This window comes from Ochrobactrum sp. BTU1 (assembly GCA_018798825.1).
In the GTDB taxonomy this organism is placed as follows: Bacteria; Pseudomonadota; Alphaproteobacteria; order Rhizobiales; family Rhizobiaceae; genus Brucella.
The window spans coordinates 1,469,530-1,491,953 of sequence record CP076354.1 but is presented as its reverse complement, the minus strand read 5'-3'; the positions used below and the strand labels follow the sequence as shown (position 1 = coordinate 1,491,953).

The window sequence follows — 22,424 nt, the reverse complement described above, 5'->3', positions numbered from 1 at the left end:
GGTGCCCTGTAGCGCGCAAGGCGGGCTCCATAACATTGATTGCCGGGCAAACCAAGTGTTTCAAGAAATCGTGAGTTGGACCGGATAGTTGTTTGTCAGCCGCTTTTACTCCGACATATGTCCAGACGGAAGTACCTCTGCAAGCCAATCCAGAAAATTCTGCGTCACTTCATCCCGGTTGATGTCATTGAGGCTTTCGTGGCGCGTGCCGGGGTAAATCGTGCACGTGACCTTGCTGAAGCCCATGGCCTGCATTCTGTCCGCAAGTTTACGCGTCGCTTTGGCCTTGTCTGTGGCAGGATCCTCGCTACCTCCTACCAGATTGAAAGGCAAATCTTTGCGGATACCCGCAAAGTTGCTGTCGGTTGCACCAGCTTTCATCATACGAAAGACGTCAATCCAGAGGGCAACACTCGCGTCGAAGCCGCAGAGCGGATCATTCACATAGGCTTCAACCTCTGCCGGATCGCGCGAGAGCCAATCGAAAGGCGTTTTATGGCCGGGAATGGATGCTCCCCATGCGCGGAAGGTGAGCTTCGGCAGAATAGAGCTTGGAACGTCGGAGCCCTTGAACATCCGCTCCGCCTTCAGAAGTGCCATGGCAGCACTGTTTTCGATGCCGCCATTGAAATTGGCATTCCAGACTGCAGCTGCATCGATGGTATCTGAATGTGCAAGCGCATAGTTCAGTGCGATAAGTCCACCCATCGAGTGCCCGAACAAAACCACAGGCACGCCGGGATAGGCTGCATGAATATGGCGGTTTAGTGCGAGAATATCGTCGATGGCCACTCTATGGCCGTCTTTTTGTGCAAACATTCCTCTTGGTGCATGAGGACTTATGTTTGCACCATGACCACGGTGATCATGTGCATAGACGTGGTAGCCCGCGTGATTAAGCGCCTTTGCGAAGCGCGCATAACGAGCCGAATGTTCGGCAAGCCCATGGCAGATATGCACGATAGCCTTTGGGGCGTCTTGCACTGCGGACAACGACTGTCGGTATGGCAGTTCGGTTCCGTCTGAGAGGGGCAAGCGATTGATGGTTTCAAATGACATGGGATCATCTGAATTTATGCTGCGCAAATAGTCAAATTGTCTTTTGGTAGCGTCTTTAAAAAAGGCATCCAAAGGTTGAATGAACTAATTTTAGGCATTTGCAATTTTTGAGCAAATTCCGCTTGAAAACCGCGAAATCCTAGGCAAATCTATCTTTATCAGGGGATATGGACGGAGTTTTGAAGAGAATTCAGGGGTGTCGAATTCCAGTCGTTAAGGCATAACTAGCAGGCTATTCGGTGAAAGGGAGGATACTTTCTCGAATAGTGGCCAGAGGGGAAACCGGGTGACGGAAATATCCGCGCCCGGTTTCATTTTATCAAGGCATATTTCCATTTGGACTTTGCGCGATGATATTTGCTTCCGCGTTCTATTTCGCCTACATAGCCTTCAGAATTTTATCTGCGGTTCGACCGAATAGTCGTTCACGCTCACTAACTCGTGGAGACGACGCGCTTTATGGCACGCCAATTCATCTATCATATGTCCGGGCTGAATAAGGCCTACGGCGCTAAGAAGGTTATCGAAAACCTTCACCTGTCATTCTATCCAGATGCGAAGATCGGTATTCTTGGTCCAAACGGCGCCGGTAAGTCGACGATCCTCAAGATCATGGCCGGTATGGACAAGGATTATACCGGCGAGGCCTGGCTCGCTGAAGGTGCGACTTGTGGCTATCTTGCTCAGGAACCGCATCTTGATCCTGAAAAGACTGTACTCGGCAATGTGATGGAAGGTGTGGCTGACAAGACAGCCATTCTCGACCGTTATAACGAGCTGATGATGAACTATTCTGATGAAACCGCAGACGAAGGTGCGGCTCTTCAGGACGTTATCGACAGCCAGAACCTCTGGGATCTGGACAGTCAGGTTGAAATGGCGATGGAAGCTCTGCGCTGCCCGCCAGCTGATGCTGATGTCACCAAGCTTTCGGGTGGTGAACGTCGTCGTGTGGCACTTTGCAAGCTGCTTCTTTCGAAGCCTGATCTGCTGCTGCTCGACGAACCGACCAACCACCTTGACGCTGAAACCACCGCTTGGCTGGAAAAGCATCTGCGTGAATATGAAGGCGCTGTCCTGCTCATCACGCACGATCGCTACTTCCTCGACAATGTCACCGGCTGGATTCTCGAACTCGATCGCGGTCGCGGCATTCCTTATGAAGGCAACTATTCTGCCTATCTGGAAGCCAAGTCCAAGCGCATGATTCAGGAAGGTCGTGAAGACGATTCCCGCCAGAAGGCACTTGAGCGTGAACGCCAGTGGATTGCTGCGAGCCCGAAAGCGCGTCAGTCCAAGTCGAAGGCACGTATCAAGGCCTATGACCAGCTGGTCGAAGCTGCTAATAATCAGCGTCCGGGTGATGCCCAGATTCTGATCCCGGCTGGTGAGCGTCTTGGTCAGGTGGTTATTGAAGCAGAAGGTCTGACCAAATCGTTTGGCGACCGTATGCTGATTGAAAACCTTACCTTCAAGCTGCCTCCGGGCGGTATCGTTGGTGTTATCGGTCCAAACGGTGCCGGTAAGTCGACGCTCTTCAAGATGATTACCGGTCAGGAAAAGCCGGATTCCGGTTCGATCCGCATCGGTGACACCGTTCATCTTGGTTATGTCGATCAGAGCCGCGATCACCTCGACCCAAACAAGAATGTCTGGGAAGAAATTTCCGGCGGCAACGACATCATCAAGCTCGGCAAGTTTGAAATGAACTCCCGCGCTTATTGTGGTGCGTTCAACTTCAAGGGCGGCGATCAGCAGGCCAAGGTTGGCAATCTCTCCGGTGGTCAGCGTAACCGCGTGCATCTTGCCAAGATGCTGCAGGCAGGCGGCAACGTTCTGCTCCTCGACGAACCGACCAACGATCTTGATACGGAAACGCTGGCAGCGCTCGAAGATGCGCTTGAAAAGTATGCTGGCTGCGCTGTTATCATCTCCCACGATCGTATGTTCCTTGATCGTCTGGCAACGCACATCCTCGCTTTCGAAGGCGATAGCCATGTTGAATGGTTCGAAGGCAACTTCGAGGATTACGAAGCTGACAAGGTCCGCCGTCTTGGACCTGAAAGCGTCAATCCGAAGCGGGTAACCTACAAGCCGCTGACGCGCTAAGAAATCAAAGGCCGGTGCATCGCACCGGCCTTTTTGTTTGATCGCATGTGCTTAACTCTCACGAATTGTGAGGGTGTAATGAGGAGTGGAAAATGAAAGACTGGTCCGCAAAGCAATATCTGAAGTTTGAAGATGAACGTAGCCGCCCGGCAGCTGATCTTCTGGCGCAGATTATGATCGATAGTTCGCGCAAGGTGGTCGATATCGGTTGCGGTCCCGGAAACTCGACCGAGCTTCTCGTCAATCGTTGGCCGAATGCAAAAGTCTCGGGTTTCGACACATCGCCGGATATGATCGAGAAAGCCAAGCAGCGCTTGCCACAGGTTGATTTTTCTCTGGGTGATCTGACGAAGTTTGAGCCAGACGCTGAGACGGATGTGCTGTTTTCCAATGCGGTTTTTCAGTGGATTCCTGATCATAAAGAGCAGATGAAAAGGCTTTTGTCGCAGCTCCAGAACGGCGCTTATCTCGCGGTGCAAATGCCGGATAATATGGCAGAGCCAACCCACGTATTGATGCGTGAAGTTGCCAGGTCCGAGCCCTTCGCCGCGAAGATTAGCAATAAGGGAAGGGGGCCTCTGCCGCCTGTCGCCGATTATTACAATGCGCTGATTGATCATGCTTCCCGTGTTGATATCTGGCATGTGGTTTACAATCATCAGCTGGCTGATGTGGACGCTATCATTGAGTGGGTGAAATCCACCGGTCTGCGTCCCTTCCTTGATCCATTGGATGATGATGAGCAGCGCGAATTTTTGAAAGCATACAAATCGCGTCTTCTGGAATTCTATCCAACGCTGAATGATGGTCGTGTTCTGCTGCGCTTCCCACGAATTTTCATCGTTGCCAGAAAATAACAAAACGCTTTAGCGAGTCTTCTCTCGTCTGTTGCGGAGACCGTCTTTCACAAAGATTTTACCGGGTCTGCAAATCGCTTATCCGGTAAAATATTTAAACTTCAAATGCTTATGCGCCTGCTGAAGAGTTTCTAATCCAATAGTAGTGCATGATAATAGATTGCATACAAACGATATTGCTCCTATGATTTTGCGATATCGGAGGTAATTCCAAACAATTTTTGATGCCCGCTGGGATCGCTTGATTGGGAGTGGTGACATCTGTTTTTCAAAGATGTTGCGTCAAGGTTAGCTTCAGAGACTGTGCGGCTTTTGGTCGAACCATGCAGACTTGCAGACTGAAATCTGAGGCCCGACCGACCTGCCGAATATATTGATTTAGAGATCAACGATTACTGGTTTTGCTCTCTCCCAAGCAAGGCAAGTGATCATGCAGTCGTTTCCCCGTTTTCGGCTGCTATCGGGAGTTTCAGAATGAGCAATGCAGAAATGCACAGCGATGCCAATGGTGAGATCGAAGAGAAACACGACGCTCACGATACGCGCCGCCGGATTTATGCGATCGTTGCGAGCGCCTCCGGCAATCTGGTCGAATGGTACGACTTCTATGTCTATTCTTTCGGCGCGCTTTACTTCGCATCACAGTTTTTCCCGGCTGAAGATCAGACCAGTCAGCTGCTGAACGCAGCGGCGATTTTCGCAGCCGGTTTTCTTATGCGCCCGATTGGCGGTTGGCTGTTTGGTCGGCTCGCGGACAAGCTCGGTCGCCGTACTTCTATGCTGATTTCGGTCAGCATGATGTGTCTTGGTTCTTTTGCTATTGCTATCCTTCCGACCTATGAGTCCATCGGCCTTTGGGCACCGCTTCTTCTTTTGCTGGTGCGACTGTTGCAGGGCCTGTCGGTTGGCGGAGAATATGGCACCACTGCCACTTACATGAGTGAAGTGGCTCTTGCCGGGCGTCGCGGTTTCTTCTCGTCGTTCCAGTATGTGACGCTGATTGGCGGTCAGCTTCTTGCTGTTCTGGTGCTGGTAATTCTGCAGTTCTTCCTGACGTCGGAACAGCTGCATGAATGGGGCTGGCGTATCCCGTTTGCTATTGGCGGTCTGGCTGCAATCGTTGCGCTTTATCTGCGCCGTACACTGCACGAAACCTCCACCGAAGAGTCACGTAACAGCAAGGCTGCAGGTAGTTTTGCGACGATCTGGAAGCATCACCGCAGGGCATTTCTGGTCGTTGTGGGCTTCACGGCTGGCGGTTCGCTGACCTTCTATACGTTCACGACCTATATGCAGAAATATCTGGTCAATACCGCCGGTATGAACAAGGAAACGGCCAGCGAGGTTATGACGGTCGCGCTGTTTGCATTCATGCTTATGCAGCCGCTGTTTGGCTATATCTCCGATAAGGTCGGCCGCAAACCGATGATGATCGCCTTTGGTGGCGTATCGGTGTTGACGACCATTCCTTTGCTCACGGTGCTTGGCTCTGTGCAAAGCCCGACAATGGCGTTTGTCTATATCGCCATCGCTTCGGCAATTGTGAGCATGTACACGTCGATTGGCGGTATCGTGAAGTCGGAACTGTTTCCAGCCGAAGTGCGTGCTTTGGGTGTTGGCTTTTCCTACGCTATTGCCAATGCAATCTTCGGCGGTACCGCCGAATATGTGGCGCTATGGTTCAAGAAGGTTGGCTTTGAAAGCGGGTTCTTCTGGTATGTAACCATCATGATGGTGATCGTGTTCATCGTCGGTCTGGTCATGCCTGATCCGCGCAAACACGGTTATTTGCAGGGTCACGGAACCCACTGATATGTAAACCTGTTAGACGCCGCCTTCGGGCGGCGTTTACATTTCTACCTTCTCGTCATCATCAGCGGTGACGAGACGTGTGGCGCGCCATTCTGTCAGTTTTTTGTTGATGTCATCCAGCACAAAGAAACGCGCTGAATCCTTGTCATATCCGTCATCGCGCAGAGTGTCATAGTCGGTATGTGCGTGGCGAACATGCGCGACTGTTGCAAGCCAGACGGCCACCGAGGGTGGAAGCGTCTTCATATGAGGCGCAAGCGCTGCGGCTCGGATTGGCTCTGAGTCTGAATAAGGAACCGCGGGAAGCAAAAGCGTGAGCGATTTTGCAATTGCCTTCTGTCGTACAGTGCTTGCACCCATGGCGGTCTTCCTTTCCTGCCTGCAGCAAGATTCGATATAATCATAACCCAGCTACCATTCTGCTCAAACGGCTACCCGAACCGGGTGACAGTTTTGCTGTGTATGGGTTTGCGAAAACTGCTTGCGTCATTATCGTAATTCACATAAACATATCTTTATATGTTTTAGAGCGTGGAGGTTGCGGATTGCGTTTGCAGCTTGATCAGATGGTGGATGTTTTAAAAGCGGTGGCCGAGCCAAGCCGCTTACGCATCCTTGCGCTTCTTTCCAAAGGCGATTTGACGGTATCTGACCTGACCACAATTCTTGGCCAGTCGCAGCCGCGCGTGTCGCGCCATCTCAAGCTGCTCGCTGAAGCTGATCTGATCGACCGTTATCAGGAAGGCGCCTGGGCCTATTTCCGGCTTTCCGATAATGCGCTGTGCGGCGAGGTTGCACGCAATCTTCTCATCCGGCTCGATGCGACGGATGCGCTGATTGAGCGTGATCTGGAGCGGCTCTCACAGGTCAAATCCAATCGTCAGGAAAAGGCTGCGGCCTATTTCAGTGCGAATGCCGGAAGCTGGGACGAAATTCGCAAGCTTCATGTGTCTGAGAATGCCGTGGAAGCGGCGCTCAAGACCATTGTGGGTGATAAGCCATTTCAAGCGATGCTTGATGTTGGCACCGGCACCGGTCGGTTGCTGGAACTGTTTTCACCGCTTTATTCTCGCGGCCTTGGCATCGATATCAATCGCGACATGCTTGCCGTGGCGCGTGCCAATCTTGACCTTGCAACGGTGAGCAATGCGCAAGTGCGGCAGGGCGATGTTTATGCGCTGCCCGTCGAACGTGAGAATTTCGATCTCGTAACCATTCATCAGGTTCTGCATTTTCTTGATGATCCGCAGGCTGCTATTCGCGAGGCAACGCGTGCGCTGCGTCCTGGCGGACGGCTCCTGATTGTCGATTTTGCACCGCATAAGCTTGAGTTTCTGCGCGAAGAACACGCGCATTTGAGGCTTGGCTTCAGCGATGAGCAGATGCTTGGCTGGTTGAAGGAAACAGGGCTTGAGCCCGCCACAACGACTGAATTGGGGCCGAAGGTTGCCAATGGCGATGACGGATTGACGGTAAAGCTCTGGCTTGCCCGTGATCCGCGTGTGCTGATTGCTGATCCGGCTTCGCGCAATGAAAGCATGACGGAGACAGTTTGATGGGTTTCTATGGTCTTTCCCGCCGACCAGATATCGGCCAGACCACCCGGGTTTCGTTCGAATTCTTCCCGCCCAAGTCGGAAGAAATGGAACAGCGCCTGTGGGAGACGGTAACGCGGCTTGCGCCGCTAAAGCCGGAATTTGTCTCCGTGACCTATGGTGCGGGTGGTTCTACGCGTGAGCGCACGATACGCACGGTTGCACGTATTCTGAAAGAAACAGATGTCCAGCCTGCTGCGCATCTCACCTGTGTTGATGCGACCAGTGAGGAAGTTGATCGCGTGGCGCAGGAGTTCGCAGCGCTTGGCGTCAATCGCTTCGTAGCGCTGCGTGGTGATCCGGCTGCCGGTATCGGCGAGAAATATGTTCCGACGCCGGGCGGCTATCAGAATGGCGCTGAGCTCGTCGGTGGTCTGCGCAAGCTTGCTGACTTCGACATTTCTGTTTCGGCCTATCCTGAAAAGCATCCGGAAAGCCCGGATTTTGCGACCGATATCGATATGCTCAAGCGCAAGGTCGATAATGGTGCAACGCGCGCCATTACGCAGTTCTTCTTCGATAACGATCTCTATGAGCGGTATGTCGAGCGTGTGCGCCGTGCGGGCATTTATATCCCGATCGTTCCAGGTGTTCTGCCGGTCCATAATTTCAAGCAGGTTCGCAATTTCTGCGCACGGTCAGCAACGCATATCCCGGCATGGCTGGCAGAGCGCTTTGACGGGCTGGATAATGACCCGCAGACCCATCAGCTGGTTGCAGCAGCCATTGCTGCCGAACAGGTCATGGATCTGATCGAACGCGGCGTGCAGGACTTCCATTTCTACACGATGAATCGAGCTGACCTTCCATACGCGATCTGCCACATGATCGGTATTCGGCCTAAAACTGAAGCCCAGTTGGAAGTCGCCTGAAATGAAAAAAGCCCGGTCTGAAACCGGGCTTTTCCTTTAAGTGAAACGGGTCGGTTCATCCTCAAAACCGATGCCGTCTAATGGCTTAGGCTGTTCCCAATCAGGGAATAACGCCTGCTATCAACGCTGCAACAAATGCAAATGCTGCACAGATCATGAGGACATTCAAAGATCGCGTAAGTCCCATTGGTCTGTCTCCTTCTATGCATCCGACGAAGTCGAATGCGCGCTGGTAGAGAACCTGAATCTAAGCGCAAAAGGCCTCAAACAAAAGAAGATTTCTTGCTGCAATATGCGGTGATCGTGGAAAAAACCTTCTGTTTACCACCTAAGTCATTGAAATTTTTAACTGTAAAATTTTGTTCACATTTCATGAAAATGCCACGAAACCGCCAATTTTGAAGGTGGTTTTGACACAATTTTTTGGGTGTTATCAGCTGATAAACGCCAGAAACACAGACAGAGTCACGACTGAAATCGTTGTCGAATAGAGGATTACATTCGACGTAATTGCCGCCTCACGGCGGTAATGTTCGGCCAGCATGAAGGGTCCGGTGCCAGCGGGGAGTGCGGCGAGCAAAGTCGCGCTTTGTGCCAGATGTGACGGCAGTTTAAACACATAGACTGCAAGCAGCCATGTGGCGAGCGGCATGATAATGAGCTTGACCGAAACAAGAAAAGCGATGGCATTGACGCTTTTGCGCTCAATCTTGCGCGGCTGGGCAAGGAAAAGTCCAAGCGCAACCAGCGCGCAAGGAGAGGCAGCGCCGCCCAACATCTTCAGGAAGGTTTCGGCAGGAGCAGGAATGGTAAAGCCAGTCACAGGCACCAGCATTCCGAGGAATGGTGCAACGAGCAGCGGATTGCGGATCAGCGAACGCGTAACCTTCCACACTAGATGCAGCGGCTTCTTCTCGGTTTGCAGGCCGATCTCGATCAGAACAATCGCAAAAGCGAATGTCACACAAACGGTGATGATGATGGTGATCGTAGTTGCAGCGAGTACGCCTGAACCAAATGCAATCATCGAAAGCGGAATGCCCATATAGCCCGTATTGGGATAGGCTGCATTAAGGCCATCGATGGCGCTGTCTGCGAGCGGTTGCTTGCCCCGCAGGCGGATAATGAAGGGCAGGGCAAAGGCGATGGCGCTGCTGAGCAGAAACACGGCGATAAAGCCCGGCTGCCAAAGATCGCTGCCATGGGTGTTGGCCATGATGTCGAACAGCAGGGCCGGCAGTGCGAGATAAACGACAAAGCGATTGAGTTCCGCAATTGCATATGGGCCCAATATTTTCAGCTTGAACGCAAGCCAGCCTGAGAAAATCAGGGCGAATACGGGCAGGACGACGATCAGAGTCGAGAGCATGGCGGGATCACTTGCAACGATAGAGCGGTTCCCGCTTTTGCTGGAAATACTCTAGAACTAAAAAGGCGCGGGGTTATCCGCGCCTTGGATTTATTCAGAGTCAGAGCTTTTCAAGCAGCTCTGGAGTTGGCCAGGAATCAGCTGGCATTCCAAGACGCAGCTGCTCGGTGCGCACTGCATCGCGGGTCAATACGCCGAAGACACCATCAATCTTGCCCATATCATAGCCACGAGCCTGAAGCTTGTTCTGCAGTTCCTTCATCTGTTCCTGCGTCAAGCCCTGATCAGGGTTGCCCGGATTGAAGGCTGGAGCACCTGCAAGGCGGGTGGCAAAATAAGCAGCCGTGGTCGCGTAAACAATCGACTTGTTCCACTCCACGAAAACATCGAAGTTTGCATAAGACAGGAATGCTGGTCCCTTGCGGCCCAACGGCAGTAGGAGCGATGCATCGCCATCATCAGGGCCAAGCGGTCCCTTGAGGCCCACGACGCCCTGTTCAGCCCACCACGAATGCGGCTTGCGATTGGTGCGGATGGATTCTTCCCACGGCAGGTCTTTGGTGATGCGTACTTCTTCAAGCCAAGGCTCGCCGCGTTTCCAGCCGAGTTCGGAAATCATGCGGCCTGCCGTCATCATCGCATCAGGTACGCTGTTCTTCAGATCGACCTTGCCGTCGCCGTCGCCGTCAACGCCGCGCTCAAGATAATCCTTCGGCAGAAGCTGCATCATGCCGATTTCGCCAGCCCATGCGCCTGTAGTTGCCGCATCGACAACACCGGTATCGAAAAGCTTGAGAAGGGCGATCAACTGAGGACGGAAGAGCTCTGGGCGGCGGCAGTCGTAGGAAAGCGTCACAAGCGCGTTCAGCGTATCGAAATCACCCTGAATGGCGCCGTAATCGGTTTCAAGACCCCAGAAGGCTGCAAGAACCGGACCCGGCACGCCATAAGTGTCTTCGACCTTCTTGAACACATCGGCATATTTGACGAGGTTGCTCTGGCCGTTCTTCAGGCGCGCTTCGGAAATCAAGCGCTTGGAGAATTCGGTGAAGGTCAGGTTGAAGACCGTCTGTTTGCGGTCGCGGTCGAGAACTTTTTGCTCAAGCATAGCCTTGTGTAGCTCGGCAATGCCCTTTTCACCCACGCCTGCTTCGCGTGCTTCCTTGGTCAGATTATCCATCCACTGACCGTAATCGATCTCGCATTCCGGCTTAGGCAGATTGGTCGCATTGGTTGCGGCATCCGGGCCCGGAGAGGCGAGCGCGGGAGAAATTGCAGTTGATGCCAGTAAAGCGGCAGCCATCACTGAAGCGATAAGTTTCATCGAGAGAACTCACAATTAAAAGAGAAAGAACTTCCCCATTTATTTCCAAAAGCTATTGCCTCATCACGTCATGGAAATGAAGCGAAACTTAGCGTGAGTTCTCATTTGATGCCGAGTTAACGGACCTTGTTGCTTTCCAGCCACTTTTTCCATGCACTGGCACTGCCGGCAAACACATTGATATCTGCATCACCCTTGATGCCCGGAATGGTTCCCGTACCCGTATATTGCCAGAAGGTCCAAGGATGTGGCCCGTATTTCTCTGTAGGATGCCCAGCCGTGGATCGCAGCCAGAACGGATATTCCCGCATCTGGTTGAGGTCATTCTCATCGAAGAAGTCGACCGTTGTGTAGATGATCGGTCGTTTGCCATAGTGCTTTTCGACGGCATCAAGGAAAATCTTCATTTCCTTGCGCACCACGACCGCATTTGGCCTTAGCTTACAGCTCGGCGAACTTGCGTTCCATTCCATATCGAGAACAGGAGGCAGTGCGTTCGGATCGCGCGGAACATTCTGAATGTACCAGCGTGCCTGCTCGATGGCTGGGCGGCAGAAGTAATAGAAATGATAAGCGCTGCGCGGAATGCCAGCCTGCTTCGCGCCGTTCCAATGCTCGGTGAAACGGTCATCAAAGCGGTCGCCGCCTTCTGTTGCCTTGATGAAGGCAAACGAAATGCCGCTGCGGCGTACGGCACTCCAATCAACATCGACCTGATATTTTGAAACATCCGTACCATGGATTGGATAATGCCATGGTGTGCGGCCCGTCCATTCAAACGGTTTTCGATCACCGAACCGCGGTGCATTGACGGCTCCTGTCGGGCGCGCCATCTGCTGCATCGAATTGCCTGACTTTTTAACGTCGGCGAAGTCGTAGTCGACTGTGGTGCAGCCGGCCAGAAGTAACATGCCAAGGGCTAGAATGCTGCGGTTGGCCATACGGTTCATACAGTGGTCCCGGTGTCGCGAATCAATCTTAACAAGGGTTACGCGATCCCGATGCTGACGTCATCAGTCAGCGGGCAAAACTTTGCTGGAAATAGATTGTGTCGCACCAGTTGCGGCTTATTCGGCGCGGATGGTCGCGATCCATGCAAAGCCGCGATAGAGCACTTTGTGTCTTGATATGGCGCCTTGTTCTGCGGCCATGTGATCTGCGACAGTGAAGAGATCACTACGAGGCGTCACATGGAACCAGCGAAGCCAGGTGAAAAGTGCTTTCTTAAACCAGTTTGGCAGACCTTGCTGATCTCCAAAATCGACTATGTGCAGTTCGCCACCCGGTTTGAGGTGGCGAATGCTTTCCCGGATGACAGGTTGCCATTGCGGGATCATCGAAACAGCATAGGAAATGAAGATACGGTCGAAATTGCTTTGACCAAAAAGCGCTTCGGGGTTGAAATGCGTGGCGTCGGCGCGTTCGAGGCTGGTGCGTTCGGCAATCCCGGCCCGTTCAGCCGCGCTGTGGGCCGTTTCCAGCATCTCTGCTGAAATATCGATGCCAAACAGTTTTGCGTCCGGGTAGGCTTGGGCGGTCTTGACGAGATTGCGGCCTGTGCCGCAACCGATTTCGAGAACATGGCCATTGGACGGAACATTGAGGCGTGCAATCATTGTATCGCGGCCAAGGAGATAATATTTGCGGGTTGCATCGTAAAAATGCCGTTGCCGCTTATAAACCCGGTCCATCAGGCTGGCATGGTCGATGCCCTGAGCCCGTCCGCGACTGCCCAATGGATTAACACCCATATCAAGCGTCCTTTAATGTGTAGAGGTGAAAGCCGCCATATATAGAAGAGCGGTCGCGATCATGTAGCGCGCGCGATTCATCTGCGCGGTAATCCCAATGGGCCAGGATTGACGGATCAACACGGCCCGGAAGCAGGCTTGGTTCTGCTGCCGTGCGGAAGATGACGCGGGCACCGGGCGCTGCTGTGCGTGTGATTTCGCTCCAGAGCGCGTTGAGCTGGCCGTCATTCATCCAGTCCTGTGCGTCGAGCAGAATATAGCGATCCACGGATGAGGCTGGCTTCTGTGCAAGGAACTCGGTGTAGTTGGCGTTTTGAACCGTCATGCGGTCCACGCGGGAGCGCACGGTTTCAAAATTGGCACGGGAGAGATAGGGCGGAAGGGGGCCGGTTTCCTCATTGCCGCTATAGCCACGTCCGAAGGCCTGCCAGGCGAAATAATTTTCAGTCAGCGGAAAGGCGCAGGCGAGTTTTTCAAGGCGTGCACGAAGGACGAAAGCCATGTCGCCATTGCCGGCGGTTGCCAGCGCATCATATTGCTGCGGCGGAATGCCAAGGCCAAACAACGATGATTTACGAGCGGTGGCCCAGCGTACCATGCGTTTTTCAAACAAGGGTGCGAGTGTTGTATCGAAGAATGTCCGCTGCTCTTCCATTGTGCGTGCCTTGAGAATGTCACGCGGGTCAATGCCATAAAGGCGGGCAACGCGGTGCCCCATGCCGATGAAGACACCCAGAAGACCGTGACGATACAGGTCACGCGAGAAGATTGAGATGCGCTGGCGGCCACTTAGTTTGCGTTTTTCCCAGTAGGCGCGGCTTTCTTGATCAAGATGCGGGCGGATAAAGCGCTGGTAGGCGGCGAGATTGGCCTTGTCATCAGCCTTGCCATAGAAGCGATAAAAGGTGGCATAATCGGGCAGGTGCTTGAGTGCTGCAAGCTTCAGGCGATTGAACGCCACATGCGCACGGTTAAGATCGACGGCCTCGACGCGAGCCGGATCTGCGGTCAGATAGGAAAGCGCGTTGCAGCCGCCAGACGCAATGGTCACGATACGATGGCCGGGCTGAATGGCGAGTGCCACCATGTCGACTTCTGGGTCCTCCCAGATTTGTGGATACACCAGCCCCTTAAACAACCAGGCAAAAAGACGCTCTGAAAAGCCCTGTCGTGAGAGCGCATGATTTTGTGTGACGGCGCGTTGAAGGATCGTTCCGTTGGTGTCTTGTCCTGTCATGCCATGCTCCCCGTTTATTGAGCGCATCCCGAATTCTGAATTGGTTCGGGCAAGATGCGCGAAGTTTTAAAGGCGAATCCGACCTTGTTTGCGCAAGTTAAACATCTGCCAGTGACAGGGGCGTGACGGCAGTTTTACGGGAAAATCATGGTTAAAACTTTGTTATTATGGCGTTTTGTTACGAGCAGTAAGACTATTTGAGAGAACCTTTCCGCATGCTCGCCGTTTTTTGTTGTGACGTTGGCATCGTCGTAAAGCATCGCCGGGGACTAAAGAGCGATGTGGCGACTGTCTTCGTAGGTGATTGATCGGATGAACCGATCAGACACGGAAAACCAAAGCAGCGTTGGCTAAATCCCCGCAGCGCTGATTTTTAGGGAAGGAGAGCCATTATGAAAAAGTTTCTGGTAAGTGCGGTAGCTGCCGTATCGTTCCTCGGACTTGCTGCCTGCAGCGACAATTCGAAAGATACGAATAGTGCGCCGTCCACCCCTGCGCCATCAGCGCCGGCAAATAACGATACGACAACGACTCCGTCGACCCCAGCACCGGCACCATCGACACCGGGCACGGGTACACCTCCTGCAAACTAAATTGCAGTTGGTTTATGTGAACCGCGATCAGTTCGCGGCTGAATGGCGGTCTGTTTTGCAGGCCGCCATTTTCCCCGAAAGGAGCAAAGTTGATGGATAACTCTGCAGTAGTCGTCAATAAAGACAGTATGACTGCGTTTTCCATGTTCAAACGCAGGCTTTCTTCGGTTATGGCTTTTGTTATGAGCCGTCATTTTCTGTTTTTGATTTCCGCTGTTGTTCTGGTTGCCCTTGCTGCTTGCGGCAAAGGAGAGGACGAGCAGGCTGCTGCTCCAGCTCAGCCAGAGCAAAACACATCTGCTCCAGCCCCATCCAGTGATACACAGGCTGGACCAGATTTAATAAAGGCTTTGCAGGATAATGCTGGCGTTATAACTCCCGCACAAAAGGCTGCAGCGATTGAGCGTGCGCGCACCAATGCCGAAGCTGCAGCCAAGGCTGTGGGTCAGAGCGTTGAGCAGGCACAGGCCGCAGGCGAAGCGGCGGCGAGTGCTGCACAACAGTCGTTTGAGGCTCGTCAGGCCGCGCAATAATCGTCTTCACAGGCAGCGATATTTTTCTAAATTATTGTTTTTTCGTCGATTGCAACGGGTTGTTGTTTCCAGCCTTTACGGAATTATATAGAAACGATTCATGTCGATCTGGGTCCGCATCGGTGAGTTCGTCACCTCTGTAACGCTGAACGCTATTTCCAGCGTTATCGAAGCCGTGCGCACGGTTTTTGAGGGCGATGCAGATACGCGCCGTCGCGTTGCATTCTCCATTGCCATGATCGCGCTGTCTGCAAAAATGGCAAAAGCGGATGGTGTGGTGACGCAGGATGAGTTTCGGGCGTTCCAGAGCATTTTTTCAGTGCCGCCAGAAGAGCACGCTCATGTGGTTCGTCTCTATAATCTTGCTCAGCAGGATGTGGCGGGCTATGAAAGCTACGCGCGTCAGTTGGCAGGTCTTTGCCGCGAAGGCGACGATAATTGTCATCTGCTTGAAGATATTCTCGACGGTCTTTTTCATATCGCGACCGCTGACGGCTATGTGCATGACAAGGAAATGGCGTTCCTTGCGAGCGTTGCTGAGATTTTCGGTTATGACGAGGAAGGCTTCGAGCGCATCGCACTCCGCCATGTCAATCGCGGAGAGGGCGATCCTTATGCCATCCTCGGGCTTGTTCGCGGTGTGTCGTTTGAGGATGCGCGCAAGCGCTATCGCTCTTTGGTGAAAGAGCACCATCCTGACCGGCTTGTTGCGGAAGGTCTTCCGCTGGAATTTATAAAGATCGCAAATACACGCCTTGCTGCCATCAATGCAGCCTGGGCAAGCGTAGAAAAACAATTGGAAGCCGCATGAGCAGCGCAGACGTATCAGAAGCAGAACTTTTGGCGGCACTTGTTTTGGATAAGCCCGATTATCCAGCGGCCTCGATTGATGCGTCGCCGAATTTCGGCATTCGCAAGGACGGCAAGACACCAACCTATTTGATCCTGCATTATACGGGCCTCGCGACGGCTCAGGAGGCGGTTGATATTCTCAAGTCGCCTGAGATGGAAGTGTCGGCACATTATCTGGTTCATGAAGATGGCCGTGTAGTGCAGATGGTGTCTGAAAAGGCGCGCGCATGGCACGCAGGAAAGAGCTTCTGGAAGGGCGAGACCGATATCAATTCGGCATCAATCGGGATCGAAATCGTCAATCCGGGCAATCTCGAAAATTATCCGCCCTTTGCGGACCGTCAGATTGAAGCAGTAATCGAGCTTTGCCGCAGCATATGTAGCCGATATGAAATCCGTCCTGAAAACGTACTCGCGCATTCAGACATCGCACCAGAGCGTAAAACAGATCCGGGGCACAACTTCCCGTGGAAGAAGCTTCATGCCGCAGGGATTGGTCATCTGATCGAACCAACTGCTGTCCGGGGCGGACGCTTTCTCGCGCGTGGCGAGCAAGGGCAACCGGTTGAAGCTTTGCAGTCCATGCTGGCGCTTTACGGATATAAAATCAAGATCAATGGTGTGTTCGATGAGGCCACCGAGACCGTAATTAAGGCGTTTCAGCGGCATTTTCGGACACAAAATGTGGACGGCGTAGCGGATGTATCTACTATAGATACCCTCTACAGGCTTATTTTTTCCCTACAAAATGTTACCGCATGAGCATGGGATTTCATGCTTATGCGTGATAGCTTGAGGTTTCATATTTCTGTAGTAATTTCATTAAATTAGAACCATTACACCTTTTGGCGATGGTATTTTTCCACCATGGCGCGTATCACGAAATGTGACAGTCTTTATTACAACCTGTAAGACTAATTTACTTCCCCAACCAATCTTCGGCTGCATTTCCCCAGCAAATGATCTGGCATTCCCAGCGGCGACGGGCGGGTTTTGGCCAGTCATGCGGGATCATAATTCAAACGGCTCTGCTGCCCCCAAGACCAGCGAAGCCCCATAAAAAACGATCCAAGACGGTAGGTTATGAAAGTAAAATTTGTTGTTGTATGCGCCCTGATTGGCGCCATGAGTTCTTTTGGCCTTAATTCTGCAATGAGTGCGCCAGTCAATGAACCAACCAATCTGGCAGATCTTCTGAAGGCTCGCGCCCAGAACAAGGCTGCTGAAACCAACAAGTCTGAACAGTCATCACGCTCAGCCCAGACAGAACGCAAGCAAACCGCAAAGAAGGCTTCGGTCATCACAAAGCGTGCCGCACCAACGGCAAAGAGCGCGAAGCGGTCCAAGTCTCATGGTGAGACGTCAAAGTCCGTGAAGAGCGGTACCGGCTACTCCCAGATTATCAATCGCTATGCAGCGACCTACGGTGTGCCTTCGTCGCTCGCCCATGCGGTTGTTCGTCACGAAAGCAATTTCCAGCCAAATGTTCGCGGCAAGGCTGGTGAAATCGGTCTGATGCAGATCAAGCTCTCGACGGCTCGTGGCCTTGGTTATACCGGTTCTGCAAAGGGCCTCTATGAGCCTTCGACCAACATCCAGTTTGGCATGAAGTATCTTGCAATGGCACAGAAGCTCGGCGGCGGCAGCACCTGCGGCACGATCCTCAAGTACAATGCCGGTCATGGCGCAAAGCGCATGAACCCAACCTCTGCAAAATATTGCAGCTCGGTTAAGGCCTACATGGCTGGCCTCTAATGTTTGTTCTGACGCCTATCCTGAAAGTCGTTTAGCCCTTTTCGGGATAGGCTCTGAATTTATGTTGTCGGTTGCGTAGAGTTCCAAACCGATGATGTAAACGAAAAGCCGGTAGCGGTTTCGCTGCCGGCTTTTCTGTTGTGCATAGATTTTTTCGAAACCCGGTTCCCACTTGGCATGATCGTGCTATATACGCGCCCGTCAGTCGGTCGGGCAGCCGCGCTTGTCATATGCCGAAAGGCGGCAGGTGAGGAAAGTCCGGGCTCCATGGAAACACGATGCCGGGTAACGCCCGGCGGGGGCGACCCCAGGGACAGTGCCACAGAGAGTAGACCGCCCCGTCTTCCGTACCGCTTGGTCAAGCGGCAGGGATGACGGGGTAAGGGTGAAAGGGTGGGGTAAGAGCCCACCGCGCCGGTGGCAACACAGGCGGCACGGTAAACCCCATTGGGAGCAAAACCGAATAGGGACGGCGCGCCGGTTCGCAAGGACTGGCAATCAGTTTCCGGATCAGCCGTCCGGGTGGGTTGCAAGAGGCGGGTGGCGACATCCGTCCCAGATGAATGGCTGCCACGTTGGACGCAAGTCCGGCCATACAGAACCCGGCTTACAGACCGACTGACACTTTATCCTTCACCATTTCTGTTTGATCGCAGGAAACGGATAGTTGTGTTTTTGTTGCACATCTATTGCGGAACTTCCCAATCAAGGAGGTTTCCATGTCGAGCTTAAAAGATAAGGTCGCAATCATTATCGGTGCGTCGTCGGGAATAGGGCGCGCTACGGCAATGCTGTTTGCTGCGCAAGGTGCAGCTATCGTTCTAAATGCCCGCAATGAGGCGGGGTTGGTGCCAGTAGCGCAAGCTATCAAAGAGCTTGGCGGCGAAGCACATTATGTGGCTGGTGATGCTTCACGAGCTGAAACACATGAGAAACTCATAGCCGTTGCGCAAAATGAGTTCGGTCGTCTTGATATTGCTTTTAACAATGCTGGTACTGTCGGCCCCATCGGACGGATGACAGAAGCAAGCCTTGATGATTGGAACAAGGTTATTGCCGGAAATCTGACATCGGCATTTCTCGGCGCGAAATCGCAGATACCATTCATGCTCAAGTCCGGCGGCGGTTCGATCATTTTTACATCAACCTTTGTTGGCACCAGTGTCGGCATTCCTGGAATGTCACTCTATGGTGCCGCAAAGGCTGGGTTGATGGGATTGGTGAAGGGCATCACTGCAGATTATGGCGCCCAAGGCATCAGAGCCAACGCGCTTTTGCCGGGCGGTGTCGATACGCCGATGGCAGGCAGTGACGCGCAGAAAGAATGGGCGGCGGGCCTTCATGCAATGAAGCGGATTGCACAGCCGGAAGAAATTGCTCAGGCGGCACTCTTTCTTGCAGGGCCAATGGCGAGCTTTGTTTCCGGTTCAGCGCTTTATGCTGATGGTGGCAATTCATCGGTCAAGTAAAAAACAGCGGCTTTCCGGATTGGAAAGCCGCTGTGCCGTCTCAAATCGGTACGCCAGTGAAGAAGTCGTAGATGAGTTTCATGTTCAACACGACGATGATGGCAGCGGTAACTGCCGCAAGGATTGTTACCCAGCGCGGCGCCACCAGCGCGCCCATCTTTTTCTTTTCTGCTGTGAACATTACGAGCGGGATAATGGCAAAGGGCAGCTGAAGACTAAGCACTACCTGCGACAGGATCAGAAGTTCCGTCGTTCCCTGCGAGCCATACATGATCGTGACTATGGCCGCTGGCACGATAGCGACGAAGCGGGTGATTGCGCGACGCAACCAGGGCTTCAGTTTGATATCGATAAAGCCTTCCATCACGATCTGACCAGCCATGGTCGCCGTGATGGTCGAGTTAAGCCCACAGCATAGCAGCGCAATTGCAAACAGTGTTGGGGCGAGAGCGGAACCAAGCAACGGGTTGAGCAAGGCGTGGGCTTTGTCGAGATCTTCGACGGTGGTATTGCCTGTCGCATTGAAGCTTGCTGCGGCCAAAATCAGGATCGATGCATTGACCAGCAGTGCGAAGGTAAGGGCAATCGTCGAGTCGAGTGTTGCAAAGCGTATTGCTTCGCGCTTTTCCGGCAAAGTATGCCCGTAATCGCGCGTCTGAATGATGCCGGAATGCAGATAGAGATTATGCGGCATCACGGTCGCACCAATAATGCCCAATGCTATATAGAGCATATCCGGATTGCGGATGATTTCTGTGGTTGGCGCAAAGCCGCGGATCACTTCGCCCCATTTGGGTTCAGCCATCAAAATCTGGATCAGGAAGCAGAACGCAATGACGCCGAGCAGCGTGATGATGAGCGCTTCGACCCGACGAAAGCCTTTGTTCTGGAGATAGAGAACAAGAAGCACGTCTGCGGCGGTAATGATGACGCCGATTTCCAGCGGAATGCCGAAAAGCAGATTGAGACCGATTGCCGTACCGATAACCTCGGCAAGATCGGTGGCGCAGATGGCAAGTTCTGCCAAAAACCACAGAGGCCAGGCGAGAAAGCGCGGATAGGCATCGCGGCAGGCCTGAGCGAGATCGCGACCGGTTGCAACCGCAAGCCGGGTGCATAGTGCTTGCAGAAGTACTGCCATGAGATTTGAAATCAACACGACCGACAGCAGCATATAGCCGAAGCGGGAGCCACCTGCGAGCGAGGTGGCCCAGTTGCCGGGGTCCATATAGCCTACGGCGACAAGATAACCGGGGCCAAAGAAAGCCATTGCGCGGCGAAGTTTTGAACCGGATCGGTTTACCCGGATAGACCGGTGTACATCGGACATCGAGGCTTCGCCCCGATCACGACGCCAACCTTCAAATGTAACGTCTTGCGGAGCGGGGGGCGTGCTTCCCCGAGGGGCCATCTTAAATGCCATGCGTTAAGCTTTCAAAATGCAATTGCGAATTATTTGCAATTAATAACGCCAGCATGGCTTGCCGTCAACGGCAGCAAATGGGGGCTTTTTTCATATCTATGTGATCGTTGGATCTGGTTATTGGACGAATTGACTGCCGGTTGAGCGCGCAGTTTTCGGTCTTTGGACAAGCTGAAATCATGCCAGAAAAACTTTTGTATAAGCCCTGGTTTTCTGTATGGGCGTTGCAAAGGATAACGGTTCATTAAGCTTAATATCCGATAACTGTTTGAACGAATCCGCCAAATCGAAGCTCGTCTACAATTGGCCGGAATCCATACAGAAAACACAGGATAGCGGGACTTGATCCCGGGAAAGGATCGGGATGATGGCTAGCCTCGGCGGAGACCAATCTCAAGCCGAAGGGGCTCAGGTCCGTCACGTTCCGGTGCTTATTTCCGAAGTGATTGATGCCCTGAAACCCGAAACCGGCAAAGTAATCGTCGATGGCACATTCGGTGCGGGCGGTTATACCCGACGTATTCTGGAGCAGGGCGCAAGCGTAATCGCTATTGATCGCGACCCGACTGCCATTGCAGCCGGTCGTGTCATGGAAAAGCAGTTCGAAGGCAGGCTCAATCTGGTTGAAAGCCGGTTTTCGGCGCTGGATGAAGCTGTTGAAACAGTCGAGGGAGAAGGCGCGAAGGTGGATGGCGTTGTGCTCGATATCGGTGTCTCGTCGATGCAGATCGATGAAGCCGAGCGTGGCTTTTCCTTCCAGAAGGATGGGCCGCTCGACATGCGCATGTCACGCAACGGTCCAAGCGCTGCCGATGTGGTTAACCGCCTGAAGATGGGCGATCTTGCACGCATCTTTAATTTTCTCGGCGAAGAGCGTCATGCAGGTCGCATCGCGCGCATGATTGAAAAGCGTCGCGAAACACAGCCTTTCACGCGCACACTTGATCTAGCCAATTCGATTGAATCGCTGGTCGGCCGTAATCCAAAAGTGCCTATTCATCCTGCAACGCGCGTGTTTCAGGCGTTGCGCATCTATGTGAATGATGAGCTTGGTGAACTGGCGCGTGCATTGCTTGCAGCCGAACGTATTTTGAAGCCTGGTGGTCGCCTTGTTGTCGTGACTTTCCATTCGCTCGAAGATCGTATGGTCAAGCGCTACTTTGCTGATCGTGCCGGTGGTAGCGCTGGATCGCGGCATTTGCCGGAAACCCATGTGCGCCTTCCAAGCTTTACGGCTGCGGTAAAGGGGGCTGTTGGACCGAGCGCCGAAGAAGAAGAGCGTAATCCTCGTGCTCGCTCTGCAAAACTGCGTGCGGGACTGAGGACTGAAAATCCGCCTCTAGAAGATGATCTTTCACTTTTCGGGCTGCCAAAGCTGCCTGAAACGTATGAACTGGCCCGGAGTTGAACGAGTGCTGCGTACTTTTGAACTCATCATGATAGCGGCGATGCTGGTGGCAGCAACGATCACCTATACCATCAAATATGATGCGGAAAGGCAGATCGCTGTTATTGCCAAGCTCAAGCGTCAGATCGATTCCGAGAAGGATACGATTACGCTGTTGCGTGCGGATTGGGCATTGATGACGCAGCCAGGTCGTCTGCAGAGCCTCGTTGGCGTTTACGCGGAAGAGCTGAAGCTCCAGCCAATTGAAGCAGAGCAGCTTGCTATGGGCGTCGAAGACATTCCAGAGCGTCAGCTGGATGATATTCAGAAACTTATTTCAGGTAGCGATGAATTGGTGGCAAGTGGCGTTCTGGAGCCAGACGCGACAACCACTGGCAGCATCAAGAAGAATGGAGCGAGGCACTAA

General features: G+C 53.0%; 21 protein-coding genes and 1 other RNA gene. 14 read left to right on the top strand and 8 right to left on the bottom strand.

Annotated elements, in window-relative coordinates:
- Positions 1–105: 105 nt before the first annotated feature.
- Positions 106–1,059 (bottom strand): alpha/beta hydrolase, encoded by a 954-nt coding sequence (locus KMS41_07220; GenBank protein QWK76906.1) that lies wholly within the window; start codon positions 1,057–1,059, stop codon positions 106–108.
- A 459-nt stretch (positions 1,060–1,518) separates the two neighbouring features.
- Here KMS41_07220 and ettA point away from each other — a divergent pair, with 459 nt between their 5' ends.
- The 3 genes from ettA to KMS41_07205 all read left to right on the top strand — a co-directional run bounded on the left by ettA (position 1,519) and on the right by KMS41_07205 (position 5,837).
- Entirely contained in the window at positions 1,519–3,168 is a 1,650-nt protein-coding gene (gene ettA / locus KMS41_07215) for an energy-dependent translational throttle protein EttA (GenBank protein QWK76905.1), read from the top strand.
- A gap of 92 nt (positions 3,169–3,260) precedes the next feature.
- Positions 3,261–4,025, top strand: coding sequence for a trans-aconitate 2-methyltransferase (tam, locus tag KMS41_07210; protein QWK76904.1), 765 nt, complete (start codon positions 3,261–3,263; stop codon positions 4,023–4,025).
- Positions 4,026–4,499: 474 nt separating this feature from the next.
- A complete protein-coding gene (locus tag KMS41_07205; GenBank protein QWK76903.1) occupies positions 4,500–5,837 on the top strand; it encodes a metabolite/H+ symporter in 1,338 nt (445 codons plus the stop codon).
- A gap of 36 nt (positions 5,838–5,873) precedes the next feature.
- Here KMS41_07205 and KMS41_07200 read toward each other — a convergent pair whose 3' ends face one another.
- Complete coding sequence (locus KMS41_07200; GenBank protein QWK76902.1) at positions 5,874–6,197, bottom strand: DUF2293 domain-containing protein; 324 nt, start codon at positions 6,195–6,197, stop codon at positions 5,874–5,876.
- Between the two features lie 206 nt (positions 6,198–6,403).
- Here KMS41_07200 and KMS41_07195 point away from each other — a divergent pair, with 206 nt between their 5' ends.
- Together KMS41_07195 and metF are read left to right on the top strand one after the other, a co-directional pair.
- Positions 6,404–7,393 carry a metalloregulator ArsR/SmtB family transcription factor gene (locus KMS41_07195; GenBank protein QWK78804.1) on the top strand — a complete coding sequence of 330 codons (990 nt, stop codon included), beginning with the start codon at positions 6,404–6,406 and terminating at the stop codon, positions 7,391–7,393.
- Positions 7,393–8,304, top strand: a complete 912-nt coding sequence (gene metF, locus KMS41_07190) for a methylenetetrahydrofolate reductase [NAD(P)H] (GenBank protein QWK76901.1) — start codon at positions 7,393–7,395, stop codon at positions 8,302–8,304. Before KMS41_07195 ends, metF begins: the two co-directional genes overlap by 1 nt.
- A gap of 433 nt (positions 8,305–8,737) precedes the next feature.
- Here metF and KMS41_07185 read toward each other — a convergent pair whose 3' ends face one another.
- From KMS41_07185 to KMS41_07165, 5 genes are all read right to left on the bottom strand, one after another.
- Positions 8,738–9,673 (bottom strand): AEC family transporter, encoded by a 936-nt coding sequence (locus tag KMS41_07185; GenBank protein ID QWK76900.1) that lies wholly within the window; start codon positions 9,671–9,673, stop codon positions 8,738–8,740.
- A 100-nt stretch (positions 9,674–9,773) separates the two neighbouring features.
- Positions 9,774–10,997 carry a lytic murein transglycosylase gene (locus KMS41_07180; protein QWK76899.1) on the bottom strand — a complete coding sequence of 408 codons (1,224 nt, stop codon included), beginning with the start codon at positions 10,995–10,997 and terminating at the stop codon, positions 9,774–9,776.
- Positions 10,998–11,113: 116 nt separating this feature from the next.
- Positions 11,114–11,947: a glycoside hydrolase family 25 protein gene (locus KMS41_07175; GenBank protein QWK76898.1), complete on the bottom strand. Its 834-nt coding sequence runs from the start codon at positions 11,945–11,947 to the stop codon at positions 11,114–11,116.
- A 117-nt stretch (positions 11,948–12,064) separates the two neighbouring features.
- Positions 12,065–12,748 carry a class I SAM-dependent methyltransferase gene (locus KMS41_07170; GenBank protein ID QWK76897.1) on the bottom strand — a complete coding sequence of 228 codons (684 nt, stop codon included), beginning with the start codon at positions 12,746–12,748 and terminating at the stop codon, positions 12,065–12,067.
- A gap of 1 nt (position 12,749) precedes the next feature.
- Positions 12,750–13,985, bottom strand: coding sequence for a DUF3419 family protein (locus tag KMS41_07165; GenBank protein ID QWK76896.1), 1,236 nt, complete (start codon positions 13,983–13,985; stop codon positions 12,750–12,752).
- 392 nt (positions 13,986–14,377) lie between these two features.
- Between KMS41_07165 and KMS41_07160 the strand changes: the two genes are divergently transcribed.
- The 7 genes from KMS41_07160 to KMS41_07130 all read left to right on the top strand — a co-directional run bounded on the left by KMS41_07160 (position 14,378) and on the right by KMS41_07130 (position 19,187).
- A complete protein-coding gene (locus tag KMS41_07160; protein ID QWK76895.1) occupies positions 14,378–14,578 on the top strand; it encodes a YgdI/YgdR family lipoprotein in 201 nt (66 codons plus the stop codon).
- A 92-nt stretch (positions 14,579–14,670) separates the two neighbouring features.
- Positions 14,671–15,111 (top strand): hypothetical protein, encoded by a 441-nt coding sequence (locus KMS41_07155; protein ID QWK76894.1) that lies wholly within the window; start codon positions 14,671–14,673, stop codon positions 15,109–15,111.
- A gap of 100 nt (positions 15,112–15,211) precedes the next feature.
- Positions 15,212–15,922 carry a DnaJ family molecular chaperone gene (locus tag KMS41_07150; GenBank protein ID QWK76893.1) on the top strand — a complete coding sequence of 237 codons (711 nt, stop codon included), beginning with the start codon at positions 15,212–15,214 and terminating at the stop codon, positions 15,920–15,922.
- Positions 15,919–16,725, top strand: a complete 807-nt coding sequence (locus KMS41_07145; protein QWK76892.1) for an N-acetylmuramoyl-L-alanine amidase — start codon at positions 15,919–15,921, stop codon at positions 16,723–16,725. Before KMS41_07150 ends, KMS41_07145 begins: the two co-directional genes overlap by 4 nt.
- A gap of 321 nt (positions 16,726–17,046) precedes the next feature.
- Positions 17,047–17,718: a transglycosylase SLT domain-containing protein gene (locus KMS41_07140; protein QWK76891.1), complete on the top strand. Its 672-nt coding sequence runs from the start codon at positions 17,047–17,049 to the stop codon at positions 17,716–17,718.
- Between the two features lie 201 nt (positions 17,719–17,919).
- Positions 17,920–18,344: RNase P RNA component class A (gene rnpB, locus KMS41_07135), an RNA gene on the top strand.
- Between the two features lie 93 nt (positions 18,345–18,437).
- The gene (locus KMS41_07130) at positions 18,438–19,187 is read left to right on the top strand and encodes an SDR family oxidoreductase (GenBank protein ID QWK76890.1); all 750 of its coding nucleotides are present in this window, start codon (positions 18,438–18,440) and stop codon (positions 19,185–19,187) included.
- A 40-nt stretch (positions 19,188–19,227) separates the two neighbouring features.
- Here the strand turns inward: KMS41_07130 and KMS41_07125 are convergent, their stop codons facing one another.
- Positions 19,228–20,598: an Nramp family divalent metal transporter gene (locus KMS41_07125; GenBank protein QWK78803.1), complete on the bottom strand. Its 1,371-nt coding sequence runs from the start codon at positions 20,596–20,598 to the stop codon at positions 19,228–19,230.
- Positions 20,599–20,974: 376 nt separating this feature from the next.
- On the opposite strand from KMS41_07125, the gene rsmH reads away from it, so the two are divergent.
- Entirely contained in the window at positions 20,975–22,018 is a 1,044-nt protein-coding gene (rsmH, locus tag KMS41_07120) for a 16S rRNA (cytosine(1402)-N(4))-methyltransferase RsmH (GenBank protein ID QWK76889.1), read from the top strand.
- 4 nt (positions 22,019–22,022) lie between these two features.
- Positions 22,023–22,424 (top strand): hypothetical protein, encoded by a 402-nt coding sequence (locus KMS41_07115; GenBank protein QWK76888.1) that lies wholly within the window; start codon positions 22,023–22,025, stop codon positions 22,422–22,424.

What these genes read in the sequence shown, in the direction of transcription:
- KMS41_07220 (QWK76906.1), bottom strand. Translation starts at nt 1,059, where the DNA reads ATGTCATTTGAAACCATCAATCGCTTGCCCCTCTCAGACGGAACCGAA.
- ettA (QWK76905.1), top strand. Translation starts at nt 1,519, where the DNA reads ATGGCACGCCAATTCATCTATCATATGTCCGGGCTGAATAAGGCCTAC.
- tam (QWK76904.1), top strand. Translation starts at nt 3,261, where the DNA reads ATGAAAGACTGGTCCGCAAAGCAATATCTGAAGTTTGAAGATGAACGT.
- KMS41_07205 (QWK76903.1), top strand. Translation starts at nt 4,500, where the DNA reads ATGAGCAATGCAGAAATGCACAGCGATGCCAATGGTGAGATCGAAGAG.
- KMS41_07200 (QWK76902.1), bottom strand. Translation starts at nt 6,197, where the DNA reads ATGGGTGCAAGCACTGTACGACAGAAGGCAATTGCAAAATCGCTCACG.
- KMS41_07195 (QWK78804.1), top strand. Translation starts at nt 6,404, where the DNA reads ATGGTGGATGTTTTAAAAGCGGTGGCCGAGCCAAGCCGCTTACGCATC.
- metF (QWK76901.1), top strand. Translation starts at nt 7,393, where the DNA reads ATGGGTTTCTATGGTCTTTCCCGCCGACCAGATATCGGCCAGACCACC.
- KMS41_07185 (QWK76900.1), bottom strand. Translation starts at nt 9,673, where the DNA reads ATGCTCTCGACTCTGATCGTCGTCCTGCCCGTATTCGCCCTGATTTTC.
- KMS41_07180 (QWK76899.1), bottom strand. Translation starts at nt 10,997, where the DNA reads ATGAAACTTATCGCTTCAGTGATGGCTGCCGCTTTACTGGCATCAACT.
- KMS41_07175 (QWK76898.1), bottom strand. Translation starts at nt 11,947, where the DNA reads ATGAACCGTATGGCCAACCGCAGCATTCTAGCCCTTGGCATGTTACTT.
- KMS41_07170 (QWK76897.1), bottom strand. Translation starts at nt 12,748, where the DNA reads ATGGGTGTTAATCCATTGGGCAGTCGCGGACGGGCTCAGGGCATCGAC.
- KMS41_07165 (QWK76896.1), bottom strand. Translation starts at nt 13,985, where the DNA reads ATGACAGGACAAGACACCAACGGAACGATCCTTCAACGCGCCGTCACA.
- KMS41_07160 (QWK76895.1), top strand. Translation starts at nt 14,378, where the DNA reads ATGAAAAAGTTTCTGGTAAGTGCGGTAGCTGCCGTATCGTTCCTCGGA.
- KMS41_07155 (QWK76894.1), top strand. Translation starts at nt 14,671, where the DNA reads ATGGATAACTCTGCAGTAGTCGTCAATAAAGACAGTATGACTGCGTTT.
- KMS41_07150 (QWK76893.1), top strand. Translation starts at nt 15,212, where the DNA reads ATGTCGATCTGGGTCCGCATCGGTGAGTTCGTCACCTCTGTAACGCTG.
- KMS41_07145 (QWK76892.1), top strand. Translation starts at nt 15,919, where the DNA reads ATGAGCAGCGCAGACGTATCAGAAGCAGAACTTTTGGCGGCACTTGTT.
- KMS41_07140 (QWK76891.1), top strand. Translation starts at nt 17,047, where the DNA reads ATGAAAGTAAAATTTGTTGTTGTATGCGCCCTGATTGGCGCCATGAGT.
- KMS41_07130 (QWK76890.1), top strand. Translation starts at nt 18,438, where the DNA reads ATGTCGAGCTTAAAAGATAAGGTCGCAATCATTATCGGTGCGTCGTCG.
- KMS41_07125 (QWK78803.1), bottom strand. Translation starts at nt 20,598, where the DNA reads ATGGCCCCTCGGGGAAGCACGCCCCCCGCTCCGCAAGACGTTACATTT.
- rsmH (QWK76889.1), top strand. Translation starts at nt 20,975, where the DNA reads ATGATGGCTAGCCTCGGCGGAGACCAATCTCAAGCCGAAGGGGCTCAG.